This window comes from Pseudoxanthomonas sp. PXM03, assembly GCF_014852005.1.
Classification (GTDB): Bacteria; Pseudomonadota; Gammaproteobacteria; order Xanthomonadales; family Xanthomonadaceae; genus Pseudoxanthomonas_A.
In genome coordinates, this window is the sequence record NZ_JACVAU010000002.1 from 435896 (window position 1) to 452659 (window position 16764).

The 16764-nt window shown below is 68.1% G+C and carries 17 protein-coding genes; 9 read left to right on the forward strand and 8 right to left on the reverse strand.

What is annotated here, in order from left to right:
• Nucleotides 1-56 precede the first annotated feature (56 nt).
• Nucleotides 57-791, forward strand: coding sequence for a ThuA domain-containing protein (locus IB223_RS10805; protein WP_192201662.1), 735 nt, complete (start codon nt 57-59; stop codon nt 789-791).
• Nucleotides 792-883: 92 nt separating this feature from the next.
• On the opposite strand, the gene IB223_RS10810 is transcribed toward IB223_RS10805, so the two are convergent.
• The gene (locus IB223_RS10810) at nt 884-1234 is read right to left on the reverse strand and encodes a hypothetical protein (RefSeq protein WP_192201663.1); all 351 of its coding nucleotides are present in this window, start codon (nt 1232-1234) and stop codon (nt 884-886) included.
• Between the two features lie 89 nt (nt 1235-1323).
• Entirely contained in the window at nt 1324-1845 is a 522-nt protein-coding gene (locus tag IB223_RS10815) for a nuclear transport factor 2 family protein (RefSeq protein ID WP_192201664.1), read from the reverse strand.
• 30 nt (nt 1846-1875) lie between these two features.
• Between IB223_RS10815 and IB223_RS10820 the strand changes: the two genes are divergently transcribed.
• The 3 genes from IB223_RS10820 to IB223_RS10830 all read left to right on the forward strand — a co-directional run bounded on the left by IB223_RS10820 (nt 1876) and on the right by IB223_RS10830 (nt 5312).
• Nucleotides 1876-3165: an ectonucleotide pyrophosphatase/phosphodiesterase gene (locus tag IB223_RS10820; RefSeq protein ID WP_225591006.1), complete on the forward strand. Its 1290-nt coding sequence runs from the start codon at nt 1876-1878 to the stop codon at nt 3163-3165.
• 49 nt (nt 3166-3214) lie between these two features.
• A complete protein-coding gene (locus tag IB223_RS10825; RefSeq protein WP_192201666.1) occupies nt 3215-4717 on the forward strand; it encodes a DNA-3-methyladenine glycosylase 2 in 1503 nt (500 codons plus the stop codon).
• Between the two features lie 97 nt (nt 4718-4814).
• Nucleotides 4815-5312: a methylated-DNA--[protein]-cysteine S-methyltransferase gene (locus IB223_RS10830; RefSeq protein WP_192201668.1), complete on the forward strand. Its 498-nt coding sequence runs from the start codon at nt 4815-4817 to the stop codon at nt 5310-5312.
• 6 nt (nt 5313-5318) lie between these two features.
• Here IB223_RS10830 and IB223_RS10835 read toward each other — a convergent pair whose 3' ends face one another.
• The 4 genes from IB223_RS10835 to IB223_RS10850 form a co-directional block, all read right to left on the reverse strand.
• Complete coding sequence (locus IB223_RS10835) at nt 5319-6080, reverse strand: LytTR family DNA-binding domain-containing protein (RefSeq protein ID WP_192201669.1); 762 nt, start codon at nt 6078-6080, stop codon at nt 5319-5321.
• A complete protein-coding gene (locus IB223_RS10840; protein ID WP_192201670.1) occupies nt 6077-7294 on the reverse strand; it encodes a histidine kinase in 1218 nt (405 codons plus the stop codon). The genes IB223_RS10835 and IB223_RS10840 overlap by 4 nt, the downstream gene beginning before the upstream one ends.
• A gap of 2 nt (nt 7295-7296) precedes the next feature.
• On the reverse strand, nt 7297-8931 hold the full coding sequence (locus tag IB223_RS10845; protein WP_192201671.1) for a serine hydrolase: 1635 nt from the start codon (nt 8929-8931) through the stop codon (nt 7297-7299).
• 145 nt (nt 8932-9076) lie between these two features.
• Nucleotides 9077-10333, reverse strand: coding sequence for a formimidoylglutamate deiminase (locus tag IB223_RS10850; RefSeq protein ID WP_192201672.1), 1257 nt, complete (start codon nt 10331-10333; stop codon nt 9077-9079).
• Here IB223_RS10850 and IB223_RS10855 point away from each other — a divergent pair.
• Together IB223_RS10855 and hutI are read left to right on the forward strand one after the other, a co-directional pair.
• Nucleotides 10332-10562, forward strand: coding sequence for a hypothetical protein (locus IB223_RS10855; protein WP_192201673.1), 231 nt, complete (start codon nt 10332-10334; stop codon nt 10560-10562). The two genes, IB223_RS10850 and IB223_RS10855, sit on opposite strands and share 2 nt — an antisense overlap.
• Before the next feature lie 4 nt (nt 10563-10566).
• Nucleotides 10567-11793, forward strand: a complete 1227-nt coding sequence (gene hutI, locus IB223_RS10860; RefSeq protein WP_192201675.1) for an imidazolonepropionase — start codon at nt 10567-10569, stop codon at nt 11791-11793.
• Nucleotides 11794-11859: 66 nt separating this feature from the next.
• On the opposite strand, the gene IB223_RS10865 is transcribed toward hutI, so the two are convergent.
• Complete coding sequence (locus IB223_RS10865) at nt 11860-12036, reverse strand: 30S ribosomal protein THX (RefSeq protein ID WP_142124535.1); 177 nt, start codon at nt 12034-12036, stop codon at nt 11860-11862.
• Nucleotides 12037-12179: 143 nt separating this feature from the next.
• Nucleotides 12180-12587 carry a MerC domain-containing protein gene (locus IB223_RS10870; protein ID WP_192201676.1) on the reverse strand — a complete coding sequence of 136 codons (408 nt, stop codon included), beginning with the start codon at nt 12585-12587 and terminating at the stop codon, nt 12180-12182.
• 91 nt (nt 12588-12678) lie between these two features.
• On the opposite strand from IB223_RS10870, the gene IB223_RS10875 reads away from it, so the two are divergent.
• The 3 genes from IB223_RS10875 to IB223_RS10885 all read left to right on the forward strand — a co-directional run bounded on the left by IB223_RS10875 (nt 12679) and on the right by IB223_RS10885 (nt 16656).
• Nucleotides 12679-14850 (forward strand): TonB-dependent receptor, encoded by a 2172-nt coding sequence (locus tag IB223_RS10875; RefSeq protein ID WP_192201678.1) that lies wholly within the window; start codon nt 12679-12681, stop codon nt 14848-14850.
• A 118-nt stretch (nt 14851-14968) separates the two neighbouring features.
• The gene (locus IB223_RS10880) at nt 14969-15424 is read left to right on the forward strand and encodes a MarR family winged helix-turn-helix transcriptional regulator (RefSeq protein WP_192201680.1); all 456 of its coding nucleotides are present in this window, start codon (nt 14969-14971) and stop codon (nt 15422-15424) included.
• Nucleotides 15421-16656, forward strand: a complete 1236-nt coding sequence (locus tag IB223_RS10885; protein ID WP_225591007.1) for an MFS transporter — start codon at nt 15421-15423, stop codon at nt 16654-16656. The genes IB223_RS10880 and IB223_RS10885 overlap by 4 nt, the downstream gene beginning before the upstream one ends.
• The last annotated feature ends 108 nt before the right edge of the window (nt 16657-16764 follow it).

Consider the following 16764-nt stretch of genomic DNA (forward strand, 5'->3'; position numbering starts at 1 on the left):
GCGCGAGCCGCGGCGATGCTGCAGTGCGCGATGGCATGCGTGGCAGAATCCGGGCCATGACTGCCCTACGCCTGCTTCTCTCCGCTTTTCTGTTGGCCGGACTGCCATGCGCGGCGCCTGTGGCCGCCACGCCACCGGACCGCATCCTGGTGTTCACCAAGACGGCGAAGTTCCGTCACGAATCCATCCCGGTAGCCGTGGCAACGCTGCAACGGATCGCCACGGCGCAAGGCATGGTCGTCGATCACATCGAGGATGCCAGCGCCTTCACCGCCGCCCATCTGGCGCGTTACCGCGTGGTGGTGTTCGCCAGCACCACGGGCGACGTGCTGGACGATGCACAGCAGGCGGCACTCGAGGGCTTCGTGCGCAACGGCGGCGGCTTCGTCGGCGTGCATGCCGCGGCCGACACCGAGTACGACTGGCCCTGGTACGGGCAACTGGTGGGCGCGTACTTCCACGATCACCCGCCGGGGCTGCAATCCACGCACGTGCAGCCAGAGCATGGCGGGAAACCCGTGGGTGAGCGCTGGCCGATCACCGACGAGCTCTACAACTACCGCGCCAATCCGCGCGGGCGCGTGCAGGTGATCGCCACGGTGGACGAACGCGGATACGACGGCGGCCTGATGGGCGACGACCATCCCATCGCGTGGTGCCGTGCCTTCGATGGCGGGCGCAGCTGGTACACGGGGCTGGGACACGATGCGGCGGTGTATGCGGATGCGAACGTCATGGCGCAGCTGGTGCGCGGGCTGCGGTATGCCTCGGGGCGTTCGGACGACTGTTGAGGCGTTGCGCGCTCCCCTTCCGTGAGGAGCGCGCGCCGGAGTGCTTGCCTTCCGGTCGATCCGGTACCGGGAAGGCGTGTGCCGTTGCGGAACTACCGGATGGAGGAATCCAGCGAGCGCAGCGCGTCAGCCAGGTTGAGGTGACCGGTACGGTCGAGATCTTCCTTGGTGTACGCACGGCCCGGAAGACCGTTGCAGGCCGTCTTGTGATCGCGCGGACGGATGCGGCTGCCGGTCTGGCGCACGCAGTTGGCTTCCGACACGGGCGGCTTTTCGGTGGCTGCGGAGGCGGCCTCGGCATCGCTGGCTGGCGTCGCGGCGCGGGTTTCGGCGACAGCCGTCTCCGGAGAAGCTGCGGGTTGCGCTGCGGCGACAGGCGATTCGGCGTGCGCGGCGGTGGCCGCCAGGCAGGCAGCGAAAGCGAAGAGGGTCAGGTGTTTCATGATCGACTCCCGGGCGAGCGTGTGGGCGCTACGTTACGCCTCGCCACGGGTGAATGTGAGTCTGGACGTCCTGACCGTTTAAGCGGAACTCAGGCAGGCGGGCACTGCGCCTTGCGCCCTTCGTGGAAGCGTTGCACGGCCGCCGCATCGGCCTTCTGCGGGGACACGCCATCGTCGAACAGGACACGCCATGTGCCGTCATCGCCCCGATGCCATACCGAGCCGAAGCGGCCGATCCTGTGCTCGCCGGTCGCCGGGTCTTCGTACAGGGCCGGACCGCTGGAATAGGCCGTGCGGCCATCGCCGCCGAGGGTCACGACCGCCGGGTACCAGCGCAGCTTCAGGGTCTTGCCTTCTATCAGCGGTGCCCATTCCATGGTGATGGCCTCGCGTCCCCGTGTCGGCGCGCGGCTGACACCGAAGGCGGCGTCGGGATGCAGGTGCTCGGCGAATGCGGCGGCATCGTGGTCGGCGACGGACTGGGCGAAGCTGAGTTCGCGCTGCCAGACGGCGCATTCGGCCTGTCGCGTGGTTTCCGGCGGCACGGCCAACGCATCACCGGCCAGCAGCCCCAACGCCAGCGTGCACGAAAGTCGGAGGAGCGTTGTCATGCGGATTTCCCCGGAGTCTGCCAAGCTGTCATGGATTCCAGCTCCTCTACGTACCGCATGCGCCTGCCATTGGTCAGGGTGACGGTGCTGGCCGTCCTGCTCTGGACGGCCGGTTGCGCCACCACCCCCTCCACCGCCCCGACGCCCTCCACGCGGCACAGCGTCGTGCTGATTTCCATCGACGGCCTGGCCGCCAGCGCGCTGGCACGCGGCAACACGCCCAACCTTGACCGCCTGGCGGCCGAGGGCGTGCACGCGGCATGGATGAATCCCTCCTACCCGGTGCTGACGTTTCCCAACCACTTCACCCTGGTCACGGGGCTGCGGCCGGACCGCCACGGCATCATCCACAACAGCATGCGCGATGACGCCGTGGGCGGCTTCAAGGTGGCCGACAAAGCAGCGGGCGCGGATGCGCGCTGGTGGCAGGGTGAACCGATCTGGAATACCGCCGAGAAGGCCGGCCTGCGCACTGCGATCTGGGCGTGGCCAGGCAACGCGGCCCCCATCGATGGCCGTCGTCCCACGCGGTGGGTCCCCTATTCCCCGGAGATCAGTTCGCTCGAGCGCGCGGACCAGGTTGCCGGCTGGCTGACCGAGCCCGCGGCGACGCGCCCCCACCTGGCGGCGCTGTATTTCGAGCGGGTGGACAACGTGGGCCACGACAAAGGCCCGGATGCGCCGGAAACCCTGGCGGCGATCCGCGAAGTGGATGCCGCCGTGGGCCGCATCATGCAGGCACTGGATGCACGCGGACTGCGCACGTCCACGGACCTCGTGGTGGTCTCCGACCACGGCATGGCGCCGGTGGCACCGGACCAGTACATCGCGCTGGAAGACATGGCCGCGTTCGAGCAGGCCGAGGCGGTCAGCACGGGACAGGTGATCGGCTTCAATCCGCGCCCAGGCCACGAAGCCGCCGCCGGACACCGCCTGCTCGGTCGGCACGACCACTACCAATGCTGGCGCAAGCAGGATCTGCCGGCCCGCTGGCACTACGGCAGGCATCCGCGCGTGCCCGCGATCGTCTGCCAGTTCGATGAAGGGTGGAATGCCCTGCCAGCCGAGCAACTGCAGCGCGTGCCGAAGGACCGGCTGAACCGCGGTTCGCATGGGTACGACAACACCCTGCCCTCCATGCGCGCGGTGTTCGTGGCGGCGGGGCCCAGTTTCCGCCGTGGCGCAACGCTGCCAGCGTTCGACAACGTGGACGTGTACCCGCTGCTGGCGACGTTGCTGGGCCTCGCGCCGGCGCGCAACGACGGCACGGCCGATACCTTCGCGCCGGTGCTGGCACCGCGGGCGGACATGCCGCATTGATGTCCGGAAACGGGGAGTCCACGCGCAGGGCCGGTGCTAGCCTTCCCGCATGCTTCCCGCCGATGCCACCGCCCTGCCCGACCCGCATGTCTGCGAACAGGCGCGCCTGAGCCGCGATGCGCGCTTCGACGGCCTGTTCTTCACCGCCGTCACCAGTACCCGCATCTACTGCCGGCCGGTATGCCCGGCCCCGGCACCGAAGCCGGCGAACATCGTCTACTACCGGCACGCCGCCGCCGCAGAGGCCGCCGGCTTCCGCCCGTGTCTGCGCTGCCGCCCGGAACTCGCCCCCGGCGACGGCACCTGGCGACGCGGCGATGCGGTGGTGGCACGCGCACTGAAGCTGATCGACCAGGGCGCGCTGGTGGACGCACCGTTGTCCGCACTGGCCGGGAAAGTCGGATTGGGCGAACGGCAGCTGCGGCGCCTGTTCACCGAACGCCTGGGTGCGACGCCTGCGGGCGTGCACGGCACGCGGCGCCTGCTGTTCGCCAAGCAGCTGCTCACCGATACCGCGCTGCCGATCACGCAGGTGGCCCTGGCAGCGGGGTTCGGCAGCCTGACCCGGTTCAACACCGCCTTCCGCGAGGAATACCGCATGGCACCGCGCGATCTGCGCAAGCGCGATGCGCCGCCTTCGCACGAGATCATGACGCTCCGCCTGGGCTACCGGCCGCCCTACGACTTTGCCGCGATGCTGGATTTCCTGCGCGGACGCGCCCTGCCCGGCGTGGAAGCCGTGGATGGGCACGGGTATTCACGCGTGATCGGCACGGGGGCTGCGCCGGGCTGGTTGCGGGTAAGCGCATGGGATGGGAAGGACCCACATGCCCTGAAGCTGGAATTGCACGGTGCGGCACCTGCCGAACTGCTGGGGATCGTGCACCGCCTGCGCCGCATGTTCGATCTGGATGCGGACCCGCAGGCCATCGCGTACGCGCTGGAGGGCGACGCGCGCCTGCGTCCGTTGCTGCGCGAGCGGCCGGGCCTGCGGTTGCCCAGCGGCTGGGATGGCTTCGAGATCGCAGTGCGGGCCGTCATCGGCCAGCAGGTCAGCGTGGCCGCCGCGCGCACGCTGACCGCCCGCCTGGCGCAACGGTATGGAACCGCGCTGGCGACACCGTTCGGGGCACTGACGCAGATGTTTCCGACGCCTGACGCGATCGCCGACGTGGATCTGACCGAGATCGGCCTGACCCGTGCGCGCGCCGCCACGATACGCGGGCTTGCGCGTGCAGTGATCGAAGGTCGCGTAGACTTCAACCCGGAGCGGACGCTGGACGATTTCACTGCACGCTGGGTAGCCCTGCCCGGCATCGGTCCGTGGACAGCGCACTACATGGCGCTGCGCGCACTCGGTCATCCGGACGCGTTTCCTGCCGACGATCTGGTCCTGCAGAAGGCCGTGCCGACGGATGGCACGCGGATGACAGCGAAAGCCCTGACGGCACGCGCGGAAGCCTGGCGGCCGTGGCGCGCGTATGCGGTGATCCACGTGTGGAAGGCGAGCATGGCCGCGCAGAAGCCACGCTCTCCTGCAGGAGCGACGTGAGTCGCGAGCGGGATCCTTCAACGACAGCGAACATTTCACTCATGCGGTCGCGACTCACGTGGCTCCTAGATCCGAGCTCCCTTATCCTGCCCTCGCCATGATCCTCTTCCGCCACCTCGCCAGCCCTGTCGGCACGCTCACCCTGGCCGCGACCGACGACGGCCTGCATGCGATCGAATTCCCGCGCAACCGCCACCCCGCGAACCGTGCTGAATGGACGGAGGGGCAACATCCCGTGCTCGATCTGGCCGCGCGCCAACTGGATGAGTATTTCGCCGCGACGCGCCGCGCGTTCGATCTGCCGCTGGCACCGCGCGGCACCGACTTCCAGCGCACCGTGTGGCTGGCGCTGGCCGGCATCGCCTACGGGGAAACGGTCAGCTACGCGCAACTGGCGCAGCGCGTTGGAAAACCCACCGCGATGCGCGCCGTCGGTGCCGCCAACGGGCGCAATCCGCTGCCCATCGTGCTGCCCTGTCATCGCGTGATCGGTGCTGACGGTTCGCTGACGGGCTTCGGTGGCGGCCTGCCGACCAAGCAGTTCCTGCTGGAGCTGGAAGGCGCGCTGGCGAGGGCGGACGACCTGTTCGGCTGAGGTCGCCTACATGCCGCGGAAACGCTGCTGGAACGCGGCGCTGACCGGCAGCACATCGTTGCGGCCCTTCACGCTGAGCTGGTGTCGGCCGAGTTCGTCCTTGCGCACGCGGTCGATGGCCTGCACGCGTACCAGCACGCCGCGGTGCACCTGCCAGAACACATCGTGATCAAGTCCGCCCAGCAGTTCCTTCAGCGGCATGCGGATGATCGCGTCGTCATCGGCGGTCGCCACCCGCACGTATTTGTCCTGTGCCTGGAAGAACAGCACCTCATCGATGGCAATCATGCGCACACTGTCGCCGACGCTGGCGGTGATCCAGCGAATGAGCCGTTCCCCCTGCGGACGCAGGCGCGCCTCGAGATCGTCGATCAGCGCACGAAGATCAGGCGCGCGCGGATTTGCAAGCCGCTCCCTCACGCGCTCCACCGCCTGCACCAGCCGCGCGTCCTGCACAGGCTTGAGCAGGTAGTCCGCAGCGCCCGCCTCGAAGGCGCGGATCGCGTAATCCTCGTAGGCGGTGGTGAAAACCACCAGTCCCTCCTGTTCGACCACCTTGCGGGCCACGTCCAGTCCGTTGACGCCCGGCATGCGGATGTCGAGGAAAGCGATCCGGGGACGATGCCGCGCCACGGCCTCCAGTGCGGACACGCCGTCCTCGCATACCGCCACGATTTCGAGTTCCGGCCACGCAGCGTGCAACTGCTGCTGCAGCGCGCGTCGTTGCGGCGCTTCATCCTCGGCGATCACGGCGGTGATACGACTCATATCTGCGACCGTAGCGGCACGCGGATCCCGGCGCAAACACCGCGGCCGTCCGACCGTGGCGACAGCGCGAAGTCCGCCTGCGCACCGTAGCGTGCGGCGAGTTGCTCCCGCACGTTCGCCAATCCCACGCCGGTGCTCAGGCCAGGCTGCAGGCCGGCCCCATCGTCGATGACCCGGACGCACAACTGCTCGCCTTCAACGACCGCCGCCACCTCGATGCGCCCCGGGCCCGGGCGCGGCTCGATGCCGTGCTTGATCGCGTTCTCCACCAGCGTGATCAGCAATGAGGGTGGGAATGGCAGCGCGCGAAGCGCGTCGTCCACCTGCACCGTGTACGCCAGTCGCCCGCCCATCCGCACCTGCATCAGCGCGAGGTAGCTGGTGACGATGTCCAGTTGCTGCCCCAGCGTGGCATGCAGCCCGCGGTCGTCGCGCAGCTTGGGGATGGTGGCGCGCAGGAAGGCGACCAGCGCGTCCAGCGTGGCCTCCGCCTGAGCGGGATCCTGTCGCACCAGTGCGCGCACCGAGGCCAGGGTATTGAACAGGAAATGCGGCTCCACCTGGGCCTGCAGCACACCCAGGCGCAGGTCCGCTTCGTGCACGCGATCTTCGAGTGCGGTCAGTTCGCGCAGGCGATGATGATCTTCCCATCGACGGTGCTCGCTGAAATACGCGCGCAAGGCCAGACCGCCACCAAACAGGCCATAGACCACCACCAGTGCGGCGATGTTGACGGCCAGGCCGATGGCTTTCATCACGGGTGAAAGCACAGGCGGCTTCATGGGCAGTCCGGCGGCAGCCAGTTCCGGCCTCACCAACTGGTCAATGTACGAAGACGCCACGCGATCGACGAAGAAACTGAGCACCATGCCGACCAGGACGGCGATCACCACGGCCTTGCGCTCCCATGCAACCGGCCAGCCACGATGGCGCACTGCAGTGGCGAGCGCCGGCCCCAGCGTCGCCATCAGGCTGAAGGCGACGAACTGCGTCGCCGCCACCTTCAGCGCGATGGCGAGATCCTGCACCGCCATGCCGACACCGGCCCCTATGAAGGCGGCGACCACCGCGATCACGCCGCAGAACAGCAGACTGCGACCGAGCAACCACTGCCGGCCGAACACCGGGTACTGGCGATAACGGCTCCACACCGCGTTGCCACCCACCAGCACCTCGGGTGGCAGCTTCTGGCGCAGGGAGTAATCGCGATCCATGGCTACTTCCTCTCGCCGCGCAGCTGGTGGCCGGCCTGCTTCAGCGTCAATGCAACCACCTTGCCCGCCGCATCCCGCTCAAAGCGTATCTCGGCACCGACGGCGTCCATCACGAACACGTCCGGCGCCACCGCCTGCACGGGCAGCGCCGGCTGGCCGGTGCCCTGGATGGTCAGCGTCCCGCCCTGCGCCTTCACGGTGAGCGCGAACGCGGGCATGAGCGGGTATTCGCCTTCGTAGTCGCGGAGCACGGCGGCGTCGAGCTTCAACGCGGGCTTCGACGACGCGGTGGCATCCATGCGCCTGGCCGGCAGAGTGGCGCCCATCTGCATCCATGTGAACGACTGTCCCTCCGCCGTACGCTGCGGCCGCAGGACGGCATCGAACTCGCGTGGGTAGAAATCGCCCGCAGTGTCGTGCCCCATCGCATAGGCGCCCTGCCCGGCGGGCTGGATCTCCAGCGCGTCGCCCTTCCGGCGCACGGTCATCTTCATGCCGCCCGCGAGCTGGTACTCACCGGCAAGCGCATCGAGCAGTGCGGCATCCGCCTTGCTCTCGCGGCGCGGCGAGCCGAGCGGGAAGCGGGCGTCGACCAGATGCAGGCCCAGCGAGCCCAGGCTGCCGATCGAATTCCAGGTGGTGTCGGACAGGATCACCACGCCCCGCTGCCCGTCCTTGTCGAACGACACGAAGGACGAGAAGCCACCGGTACCGCCTTCGTGCACGTGCACGATGCGCTCCCCGACCGGCATCAGCATCCAGTTCATCGCCATCGGTGGCGCATCGGAAAGCTTCTGCTGCGACAGCGCCAGGGCGGGCGAGACGGATGTCGCCTCGCCACCAAGCTGGCCCTGCACGTAGCGGACCATGTCCTCGAGCGTGGCGCGCACGCCACCCACGCCCGCGAGGTTGGCATGGAAATGCCAGGCGGAAGCCGGTCGCGCATTCGGCGTGTGCCCCACCGCCGCACGCACGCCGGGCGGTGCATGGTCGATGTAAGCGTGCTGCATGCCGAGCGGCGCGAACAGCCGCTGCTTCAGCAAGGTTTCCATATCCGTGCCGGCGCGGCGGGCGACGGCGTAGGACAGCACCATCGAGGCGAAGTTCGAGTATTCGAATGTCGTGCCGGGTGCGGCGGTCAGGGTGACGTCGCCAAGCGAGGCGAGCAACGCGGCCTCGTCCAGTCTGGCGTAGGGATCGTCCACGTTCGGCGCGGCCATGCGCGACGGCAGTGCGGGCAATCCCGAGCTGTGTGTCACCACGTGGCGGATCAGGATCGGCTTGCCCTGGTAGTCCGGCAGCCTGGTGCCCACCGGCAGCCACGCGGACAGCGGGTCATCCAGCGAGCCCTTGCCCTGCAGGATCAGGTCGGCCAGCAGCGCCGCTGTCATGGTCTTGCTGACGGAGCCGATTTCGAAGGCGGCATCGGCGCCAATGCGCGCGATGTCCCGTCCATCCGCGCACTGGAACGTGCGGGCTACGCTGCCGCCTTCGATCACGGCCACTGCCATGCACGCGCCCGTGCGATCGCCCTGCAGGCGCTGGCTGACGAGATCGGCCAGTGCGTCGTCGCTCATGGCATGGACGGAACCGCTGGCCACTGCCAGCGTCAGGGCGAGGGAATGCGCGAACGTCATGACATGGCTCCGGGTGGGATGGCCGCCATGCTGCCGCGCCTGTCCATGCGCCGTGCCGGCATCGGATGGAGCGGGCACTACCCGCGACGGAACCCCCGATCCGGCGGATGGCACCGGCGACGGTGACGGCCCGTCCCGCACGCCTTCAATCCCGCAGCAGCTGCCGAAGCGTGCCGGCGTAACGTCGCGCGATGGCCTCGCCTGCCACGTGCCGCCCGCCGGCGACGACCTGGCGCCCCGCTACCAGGACCTCCTCCACCAGCGGACGATTGCCGGCAAACAGCCAGCGGTCGATGACATCGTCCTGCGTGGCGCCCGCCAGTGCGGGAGCATGTCCGTCCAGGAGGACGGAATCCCCCTGTGTCCCCACGAAGCCGGTGGCATCCGCGGCGCTGGCCAGCACGCCACGCACCAGCGTCTCACCGACACTGGTGGATGCCGGCGTCACCGCGATGTTGCGATGGCGCGTGACCAGGCGCTGGCCGTACTCCAGCCAGCGCAGTTCCTCCACGGGCGACACCGAGACATGCGAGTCCGAACCGATGCCCCACCGTCCGCCCGCCTGCAGATAGTCGCGCAGCGGGAACAGCCCATCGCCCAGATTGGCTTCTGTCGTGGGACAGATCGCCACCGTGGCGCCGCTGGCGGCGATGCCGCGCGTCTCCGCTTCGGTGAGGTGCGTGGCATGCACCAGCGTCCATCGACGATCGACGGGGCATTCGCCCAGCAGCCATTCGACCGGCCGCGCCTGGCGCAGCGCCAGGCAGTCCTGCACCTCACCCACCTGTTCGGCGATGTGGATGTGCACCGGCGCGTCGGCGGGCAGTGCCTCCAGCACGCGCCGCATGGCCGCTTCCGGCACCGCACGCAGGCTGTGGAACGCGCAGCCCACGCGCAATGCGTCATCTTGCAGGGAGCGCAAACTGTCGAACAGGCGAAGGAAGTCGTCCACGCCGTGACCGAACCGCTGCTGCCGTGGCGAAAGCTCGCGTCCGTCGAAACCACCGGTCATGTACAGCACGGGCAACAGCGTCATGCGGATGCCGGTGTCGCGCGCGGCGGCCACCACCGCCTTCGACATCGCGGCCGGGTCGGCATAAGGCGTGCCGTCCGGCTGGTGGTGCACGTAGTGGAATTCGCATACCTGCGTGTAACCGACTTCCAGCATTTCCGCATACAGCTGCGTTGCCACCGCGTACATGCTGTCGGGCGTCATGCGGGCCGCGAAGCGGTACATGATCTCGCGCCAAGTCCAGAAACTGTCCTCGGGATGCGTCTGTCGCTCCGCCAGGCCGGCCATCGCGCGCTGGAAGGCATGCGAATGCAGGTTGGCGATGCCGGGGACGCGCCATCCGCCGTCAGCGGCGACGGCCAGCGCTTCGTTGGGATCACGCGGGGACATGGCAATGCTCACGGCTGGCGACAAGGGTGCGTTAGGCTACCGCGTCGCTCCCTGCTCTGGCACGCCCATGGATGCTCTTGAAATCGCCCTGCTGTTCGTCGCGGCGGCCCTTTTTGCGATCTTCGTGTTCCTGAAGGCCGCGAAGACGGATCGAGACGACGGCGGCAACGGCAGCGTCCATGGCTTCGAGGGCGACGCGGACGGCGGTGGCGACGGCGGAGGCGATTGACCACATGACGCTCCGTTGGGACGGCCTACTGGTGAATGCGCGAGTGGTGACGCTTACAGGCGACACCGGCTACGGTGTGGTGGAGAACGGCGCGCTGGGCTGGCGCGAGGGCGTGCTGGTGTTCGCAGGCGCAATGGACAGCCTGCCAGCGCCACCGGATGCGCTGACCGACACCTTTATCGATGCGGGCGGCGACTGCGTGACGCCCGGCCTCGTGGATTGCCACACGCATGTCGTGTTCGGCGGCGACCGCGCCGGCGAGTTCGAACAGCGCCTGCAGGGCGCCAGCTATGAAGACATCGCGCGTGCAGGAGGCGGCATCGTGTCCACGGTGCGAGCCACCCGTGCCGCCAGCGAGGACGACCTGTTCGCACAGTCGCTGCCGCGCGCGCGCGCGCTGCGCGACGACGGTGTGACCACGCTGGAGATCAAGTCCGGCTATGGCCTCGATCTCGAAAACGAGCGCAAGATGCTGCGCGTGGCCCGGCGCATCGGCGCTGCGCTCGGCATCACGGTACACACCACGTTCCTGGGTGCGCATGCGTTGCCGCCCGAGTACGCAGGACGTGCCGACGACTACATCGGCGCCGTGTGCGACTGGCTGCCGTTGCTGCATGCGGAAGGACTGGTGGATGCGGTGGACGCCTTCTGCGAACGCATCGGCTTCACTGCGGCGCAGACGCAGCGGGTGTTCGAAACCGCACGCGCTTTGGGGCTCCCCGTGAAACTGCACGCCGACCAGTTGAGCGATGGCGGTGGGGCTGCGCTGGTCGCCGGCTTTGACGGGCTGTCGGCGGACCATGTGGAGTACACCTCGGAAGCCGGTGTTGCCGCCATGAAGCAGGCAGGCAGCGTTGCCGTGCTGTTGCCGGGCGCGTTCCACGTGCTGCGCGAAACCAGATTGCCGCCACTGGATGCCTTCCGTGCACAGGGCGTGCCGATGGCGGTGGCGACGGATTGCAATCCCGGCACGTCGCCGCTGCAATCCCTGCGGCTGGCGATGTCGCTGGCGTGCACGCATTTCCGCCTGACGCCCGAGGAAGCCTTGCGCGGCGCCACCGTGCATGCGGCACGGGCATTGGGCGTGTCGGATCGTGGACGCCTGCAGGCCGGTCAACGCGCGGACTTCGTGCGCTGGCGCATCGGCCAGCCCGCGCAGCTCGCCTACTGGCTCGGCGGCGACCTGGTGTCGGCGGTGCACGTGGGTGGCCGCCTCGTCACCCCTGGCTAGAAAAACGAAAACCCCGGCATGGGCCGGGGTTTCGCACGCGCTGCCGGGCTTGCCGGCGCGGTTGGCTTACGCCTTGGCGACAGCCTTCTTGGCCACGGCCTTCTTCGCCGGGGTCTTCACGACCGACTTCTTGGCGGTGGCGGTGGCAGCCACGCCCGCCTTGGCGACCGTGTGCTTGCGTGCATTGCCGTAGCTGGACGAATAGCGCTTGCCCTTGGCCGTCTTGCGATCACCCTTGCCCATCTTTGTTCTCCTGATTCACTGAAAAGTACGCCCGGGTCAGGGCGATTGCACGTGCGACCACCGGATCGGGGCGCTGCGCGCGAGGCCGCAAAGCCTACCACAGCGGGGCCTTCCCGGCCCCTGCCGGCGTCACGGGCAGGCGCTCAGTGGGCGCAGCTGGCGTCGTGGATGTGCCAGTGGTTCAGGCGCAGGTTCAGCAGGTGGGCCAGGCCGACCAGCGTGCCGCCCACGGTCATGACGATGGCGTGCGGCACCACGGCTTCGTGCAGGGGTGCATACAGCACACCCGCCCACAGAGCCGCCAGGCCGAACAGGAGCATGCCCAGCGCGCGGAAGGCACGGTGGCGGCGATAGCCCCAGAGCAGGCTGAAAAGGCCCAGCACGGTCACGAAGGTCACGAAGCCACGCTCGAACCCGTCGCCCAGCCACACGGACAGGCCCAACGAGGGAATCGCGGCCAACATCAGGGGGGTGATCGCGCAATGCAATGCACACACCAGCGATCCGGCAGCGGCGAAGCGATCGATGAAGAAGCGGAGGGAGGACTTCATGGGGACAAGTATGACTTCCGGGAGGGTTATATTGTCACTATTGGTATATTATAACATCTTCAACTTCCCCACCATGAGTGAATCCACGCCCATGCCATCCCCGCGTCGCGCCCCTCCCGCCCCCCACCTGCTCGCCGCCGCCCTCGCCCTGGCGCTGGCCTCTCCCGCCGCGCTGGCGGACGACGCCGGAGCCCCCCAGGCCAAGGATCTGGACGCCGTCGTGGTGACCGCCTCACCGTTGAAGGGCAATGCCGAATCCGTCGCCACCCCGGTGGAGGTCCTGTACGGAGAAGCGCTGGACAAGGCCAAGGCCGGCACCCTGGGCGAGACGGTGGCGAAGCTGCCGGGCGTGCAGACCACCTATTTCGGCACGGGCGTGGGTCGCCCGATCATCCGCGGCCAGGAAGGCCCGCGCGTGCAGGTGCTGTCCGGCGGCATCGGCTCGATGGACGCCTCCACGGTCTCCGCCGACCACGCGGTCAGCATCGAGCCGTTCCTCGCCGATCAGATCGAAGTACTGAAGGGGCCCGCCACCCTGCTGTTCGGCAGCGGCGCCATAGGGGGTGCCGTCAACGTGGTCGATGGCCGGCTGGCCGAATCGATCCCGGACCAGCCACTGAGCGGACGCGCGGAAGTGCGCGGCAACACCGTCAACGAAGAACGCACCGGCATGTTCCGCCTCGACGGCGTCAACCGGAACTGGGTGCTGCATGTCGATGGCCTGGTCCGCGACACCGATGACTACGACATCCCGGGCGTGGCCATCCTGCACGACCACGAGGAAGGCGAAGAACACGAAGAGGAACCGCAGCCCCGCGGCACGTTGCCGAACAGCTCGGTGAAGACGCGCGCCGGCGCCATCGGCGCGACCTATCTCGGCGACCGCGGCTACTTCGGCCTGGCCACCAGCACCTACCGCACCGACTACGGCATTCCTGCCGGCGCGCACGTGCATGGCGAAGAGGATCATGACCACGACCATGACGGCGAGGAAGACCACGACCACGAAGAGCACGAGGAAGGCGCGGTACGGATCGACATGGTGCAGAACCGGCTGGACCTGAAAACCGGCATCTACGACCCGGTGTCGTTCCTGCAGAGCCTCAACCTGCGCGCGGCCTGGAACGATTACGAGCATGTGGAGCTGGAAGGTGGCGAGGTCGGCACCCGTTTCACCAATGAAGGCTACGACGCGCGCCTTGAAGCCGTGCAGAAGGAATGGAATGGCTGGCGCGGCGCCTTCGGCCTGCAGTTCGGCAGCACCGATTTCAGCGCCGTGGGCGATGAAGCGTTCGTGCCGTCGACCGTCACCGACACCCTGGGTTTCTTCGTGGTGCAGGAAAAGGACTTCGGCCCGTGGAAGCTGGAACTGGGCGGCCGCTACGACAAGGTCGAATTGAAGCCGGATGACCGTGCCGCAAGCGACTTCAATGCGGTCAATCTTTCTGCCGCCGCGATCTGGCGCCTGAGCGACGGCTTCGACCTGCGCTTCGGGCTGGACCGTTCCGAGCGTGCGCCCACGAATGAGGAACTGTTCGCCGGCGGCACCCACGTCGCCACGCAGTCCATCGAGATCGGTGACGCTTCGCTGGACACCGAGAAGGGCGTGCGCGCGGAAATCGGCGCGCATTGGCACACCGATCGCGTCGACCTGAAGCTGGCGGTCTACCAGACGAAGTTCAAGGACTTCATCTACCTCACCGATACCGGCGTGGAAGAGGAAGGCTATCCGGTGCGCCTGTGGACGCAGGACGACGCCACCTTCACCGGCGCCGAGGCCGAAGCGAAGATCCAGCTCGCCGATACCGCCGCCGGCGCATGGGACCTGCGCGTGTACGGCGACTACGTGCGTGCGGAGCTCGATGGCAACGGCATGCGGACGGTGGCCTTCGAGGTACCGCATGGCGACCACACGCATGGTTACGAAGTGGACATCGCACAGGGCGGTCACCTGCCGCGTATCGCACCGATGCGCGTCGGGGCCGACCTGGGCTGGTCGCTGGGTGGCTGGCGCGCGTCGCTGGGTGCGGTTCGCTACAGCAAGCAGGACGACCTTGCACAGAACGAGGAGCCGAGTGACGGCTACACGCTGGTGGATGCGCACTTGGCATATCGCTGGGATCGCACGGCATCAAGCTGGGAAGTGTTCCTGGATGGCAGCAACCTGACCGACGAAGAAGCCCGCCCGCATACCTCGTTGCTGCGCGACTACGCGCCGCTGCCGGGCCGCGGCGTGGCCTTCGGCATCCGCGCGTACTTCTGACCGGCGACTGACGGCCCTCCCCGGGGCGGCTGGCCTGGATGGCAGCCGCCCTTCTTGACAACAATTATGTGCATATACACATAATTCATCCGGCAGCCCCCATCGCGATCAATCCCGCATGCCCGCCCCCTCCGCTACCGCATCGCCCAGCACATGCACCTGCTTCCGCCTGCGCCGCGCAAGCCGCCGCGTCACCCAGGTGTACGACCATGAACTGGCCGGGGCCGGCCTGAGCCTCAATCAGTACTCGATCCTGCGCCGCAGCGAACGCGAGCCACGCGTGCTGGGCGACCTGGCTGGGGAACTCGGCATGGATCGCACCACCCTGACCCGCAACCTGTCGCCGCTGGTGGATGCAGGCCTGGTGGACATCGTCCGCGGCCACGACGCGCGCCAGCGCCTGATCGCGCTGACCCCGCCGGGCCGCGACCGACTCGCTGCCGCGAAGCCCCTCTGGCGACATGCGCAGGCGGTCATCGACGGGATGCTCGGCGAGGCCGGCGTCAAACGATTGCATCGCGACCTGGACCACCTCGACGACCTGCTGCGCCAGCACCTGGGAGAAGCCGCATGAACCCCGCTACCCCGACGCCCGCTCCACGCATGCACTGGGGCCTGTTGCTGGCCGCCGCAGCGACGCTGATGATCACCATGGGCGCGCGCCAGACCACCGGGCTGTTCGTTTCACCGATCCACCAGGACACCGGCATCGGTATCGCCGCGATCAGCTTCGCGCTGGCGATCGGCCAGTTCACGTGGGGAGCCGTGCAGCCGATCTTCGGCGCCATCGCCGACAAGCGCGGTTCCACCGGCGTGCTGGTGGTCGGTGGCGTCCTGCTGGCGCTGGGGCTGGCCCTGACACCGCATCTCACCTCGTCCTGGGGGCTGATGTTCACGCTGGGCCTGTTGACGGCGGCGGGCGCAGGCGCGGGCAGCTTCTCCATCCTGATCGGCGCCACCGCACAACAGCTGGCACCCGAGAAGCGCTCGTTCGCCGCGGGCTTCATCAACGCGGGGGGTTCGCTCGGACAGTTCGTCTTCGCGCCGCTGGTACAGGCCGTCATCGCCCTCGCCGGCTGGGCCAGCGCGATGTACACGCTTGCCATCGCATCGCTGCTGGCGATTCCGCTGGCCTTCCCGTTGCGCAGGAAGCTGGCGTCTTCGACGGGCTCAACACCGGCCACCGCGGTCGGCGACATCTCGCTCAAGCAGCAGATCGCCATCGCCCTGCGTGACCGCAGCTACTGGATGCTGCACCTGGGCTTCTTCACGTGCGGCGTGCACATCGCCTTCCTGGTGACGCACCTGCCGGGCGAAATCGCGTTGTGCGGCCTGTCGCCCAGCGTGTCGGCGGTGTCGATCGCGCTGATCGGCCTGTTCAACGTGGCCGGCAGCCTGGTGGCCGGTGCACTGGGCCAGCGCGTGCGGATGAAGTGGATCCTCGCGGTGATGTACGCCAGTCGCGCAGTGATGATCGCGCTGTATCTGCTGGCGCCTCCGACGCCATTGACGTTCTACGTGTTCGCGGCAGCACTCGGTTTCACCTGGCTGGCGACGGTGCCGCCTACGGCCGGCCTGGTCGGCAAGCTGTTCGGTCCGCGCTACCTGGGCACCCTGTTCGGACTGACCTTGCTGTCGCACCAGATCGGCGGCTTCTTCGGTGCGTGGCTCGGCGGGCTGGCGCTGGAGCGCTTCGGCGACTACACGTGGATGTGGTACGCGGACATGGCGTTGGCATTGATCGCGGCAGCAGCGAACCTGCCTATCCGGGAAACGCCACCGAAAGCTGTGCCGGCGGCGGCGTGAGCAAATCCGTTGTAGGAGCAACTGTAGGAACGACGTAAGTCGCGACCGCACGCCAACACTTACCGGAAACTTCAGCTGGCGCAGCTTCTTTCTTGCCCGGAAGACCTA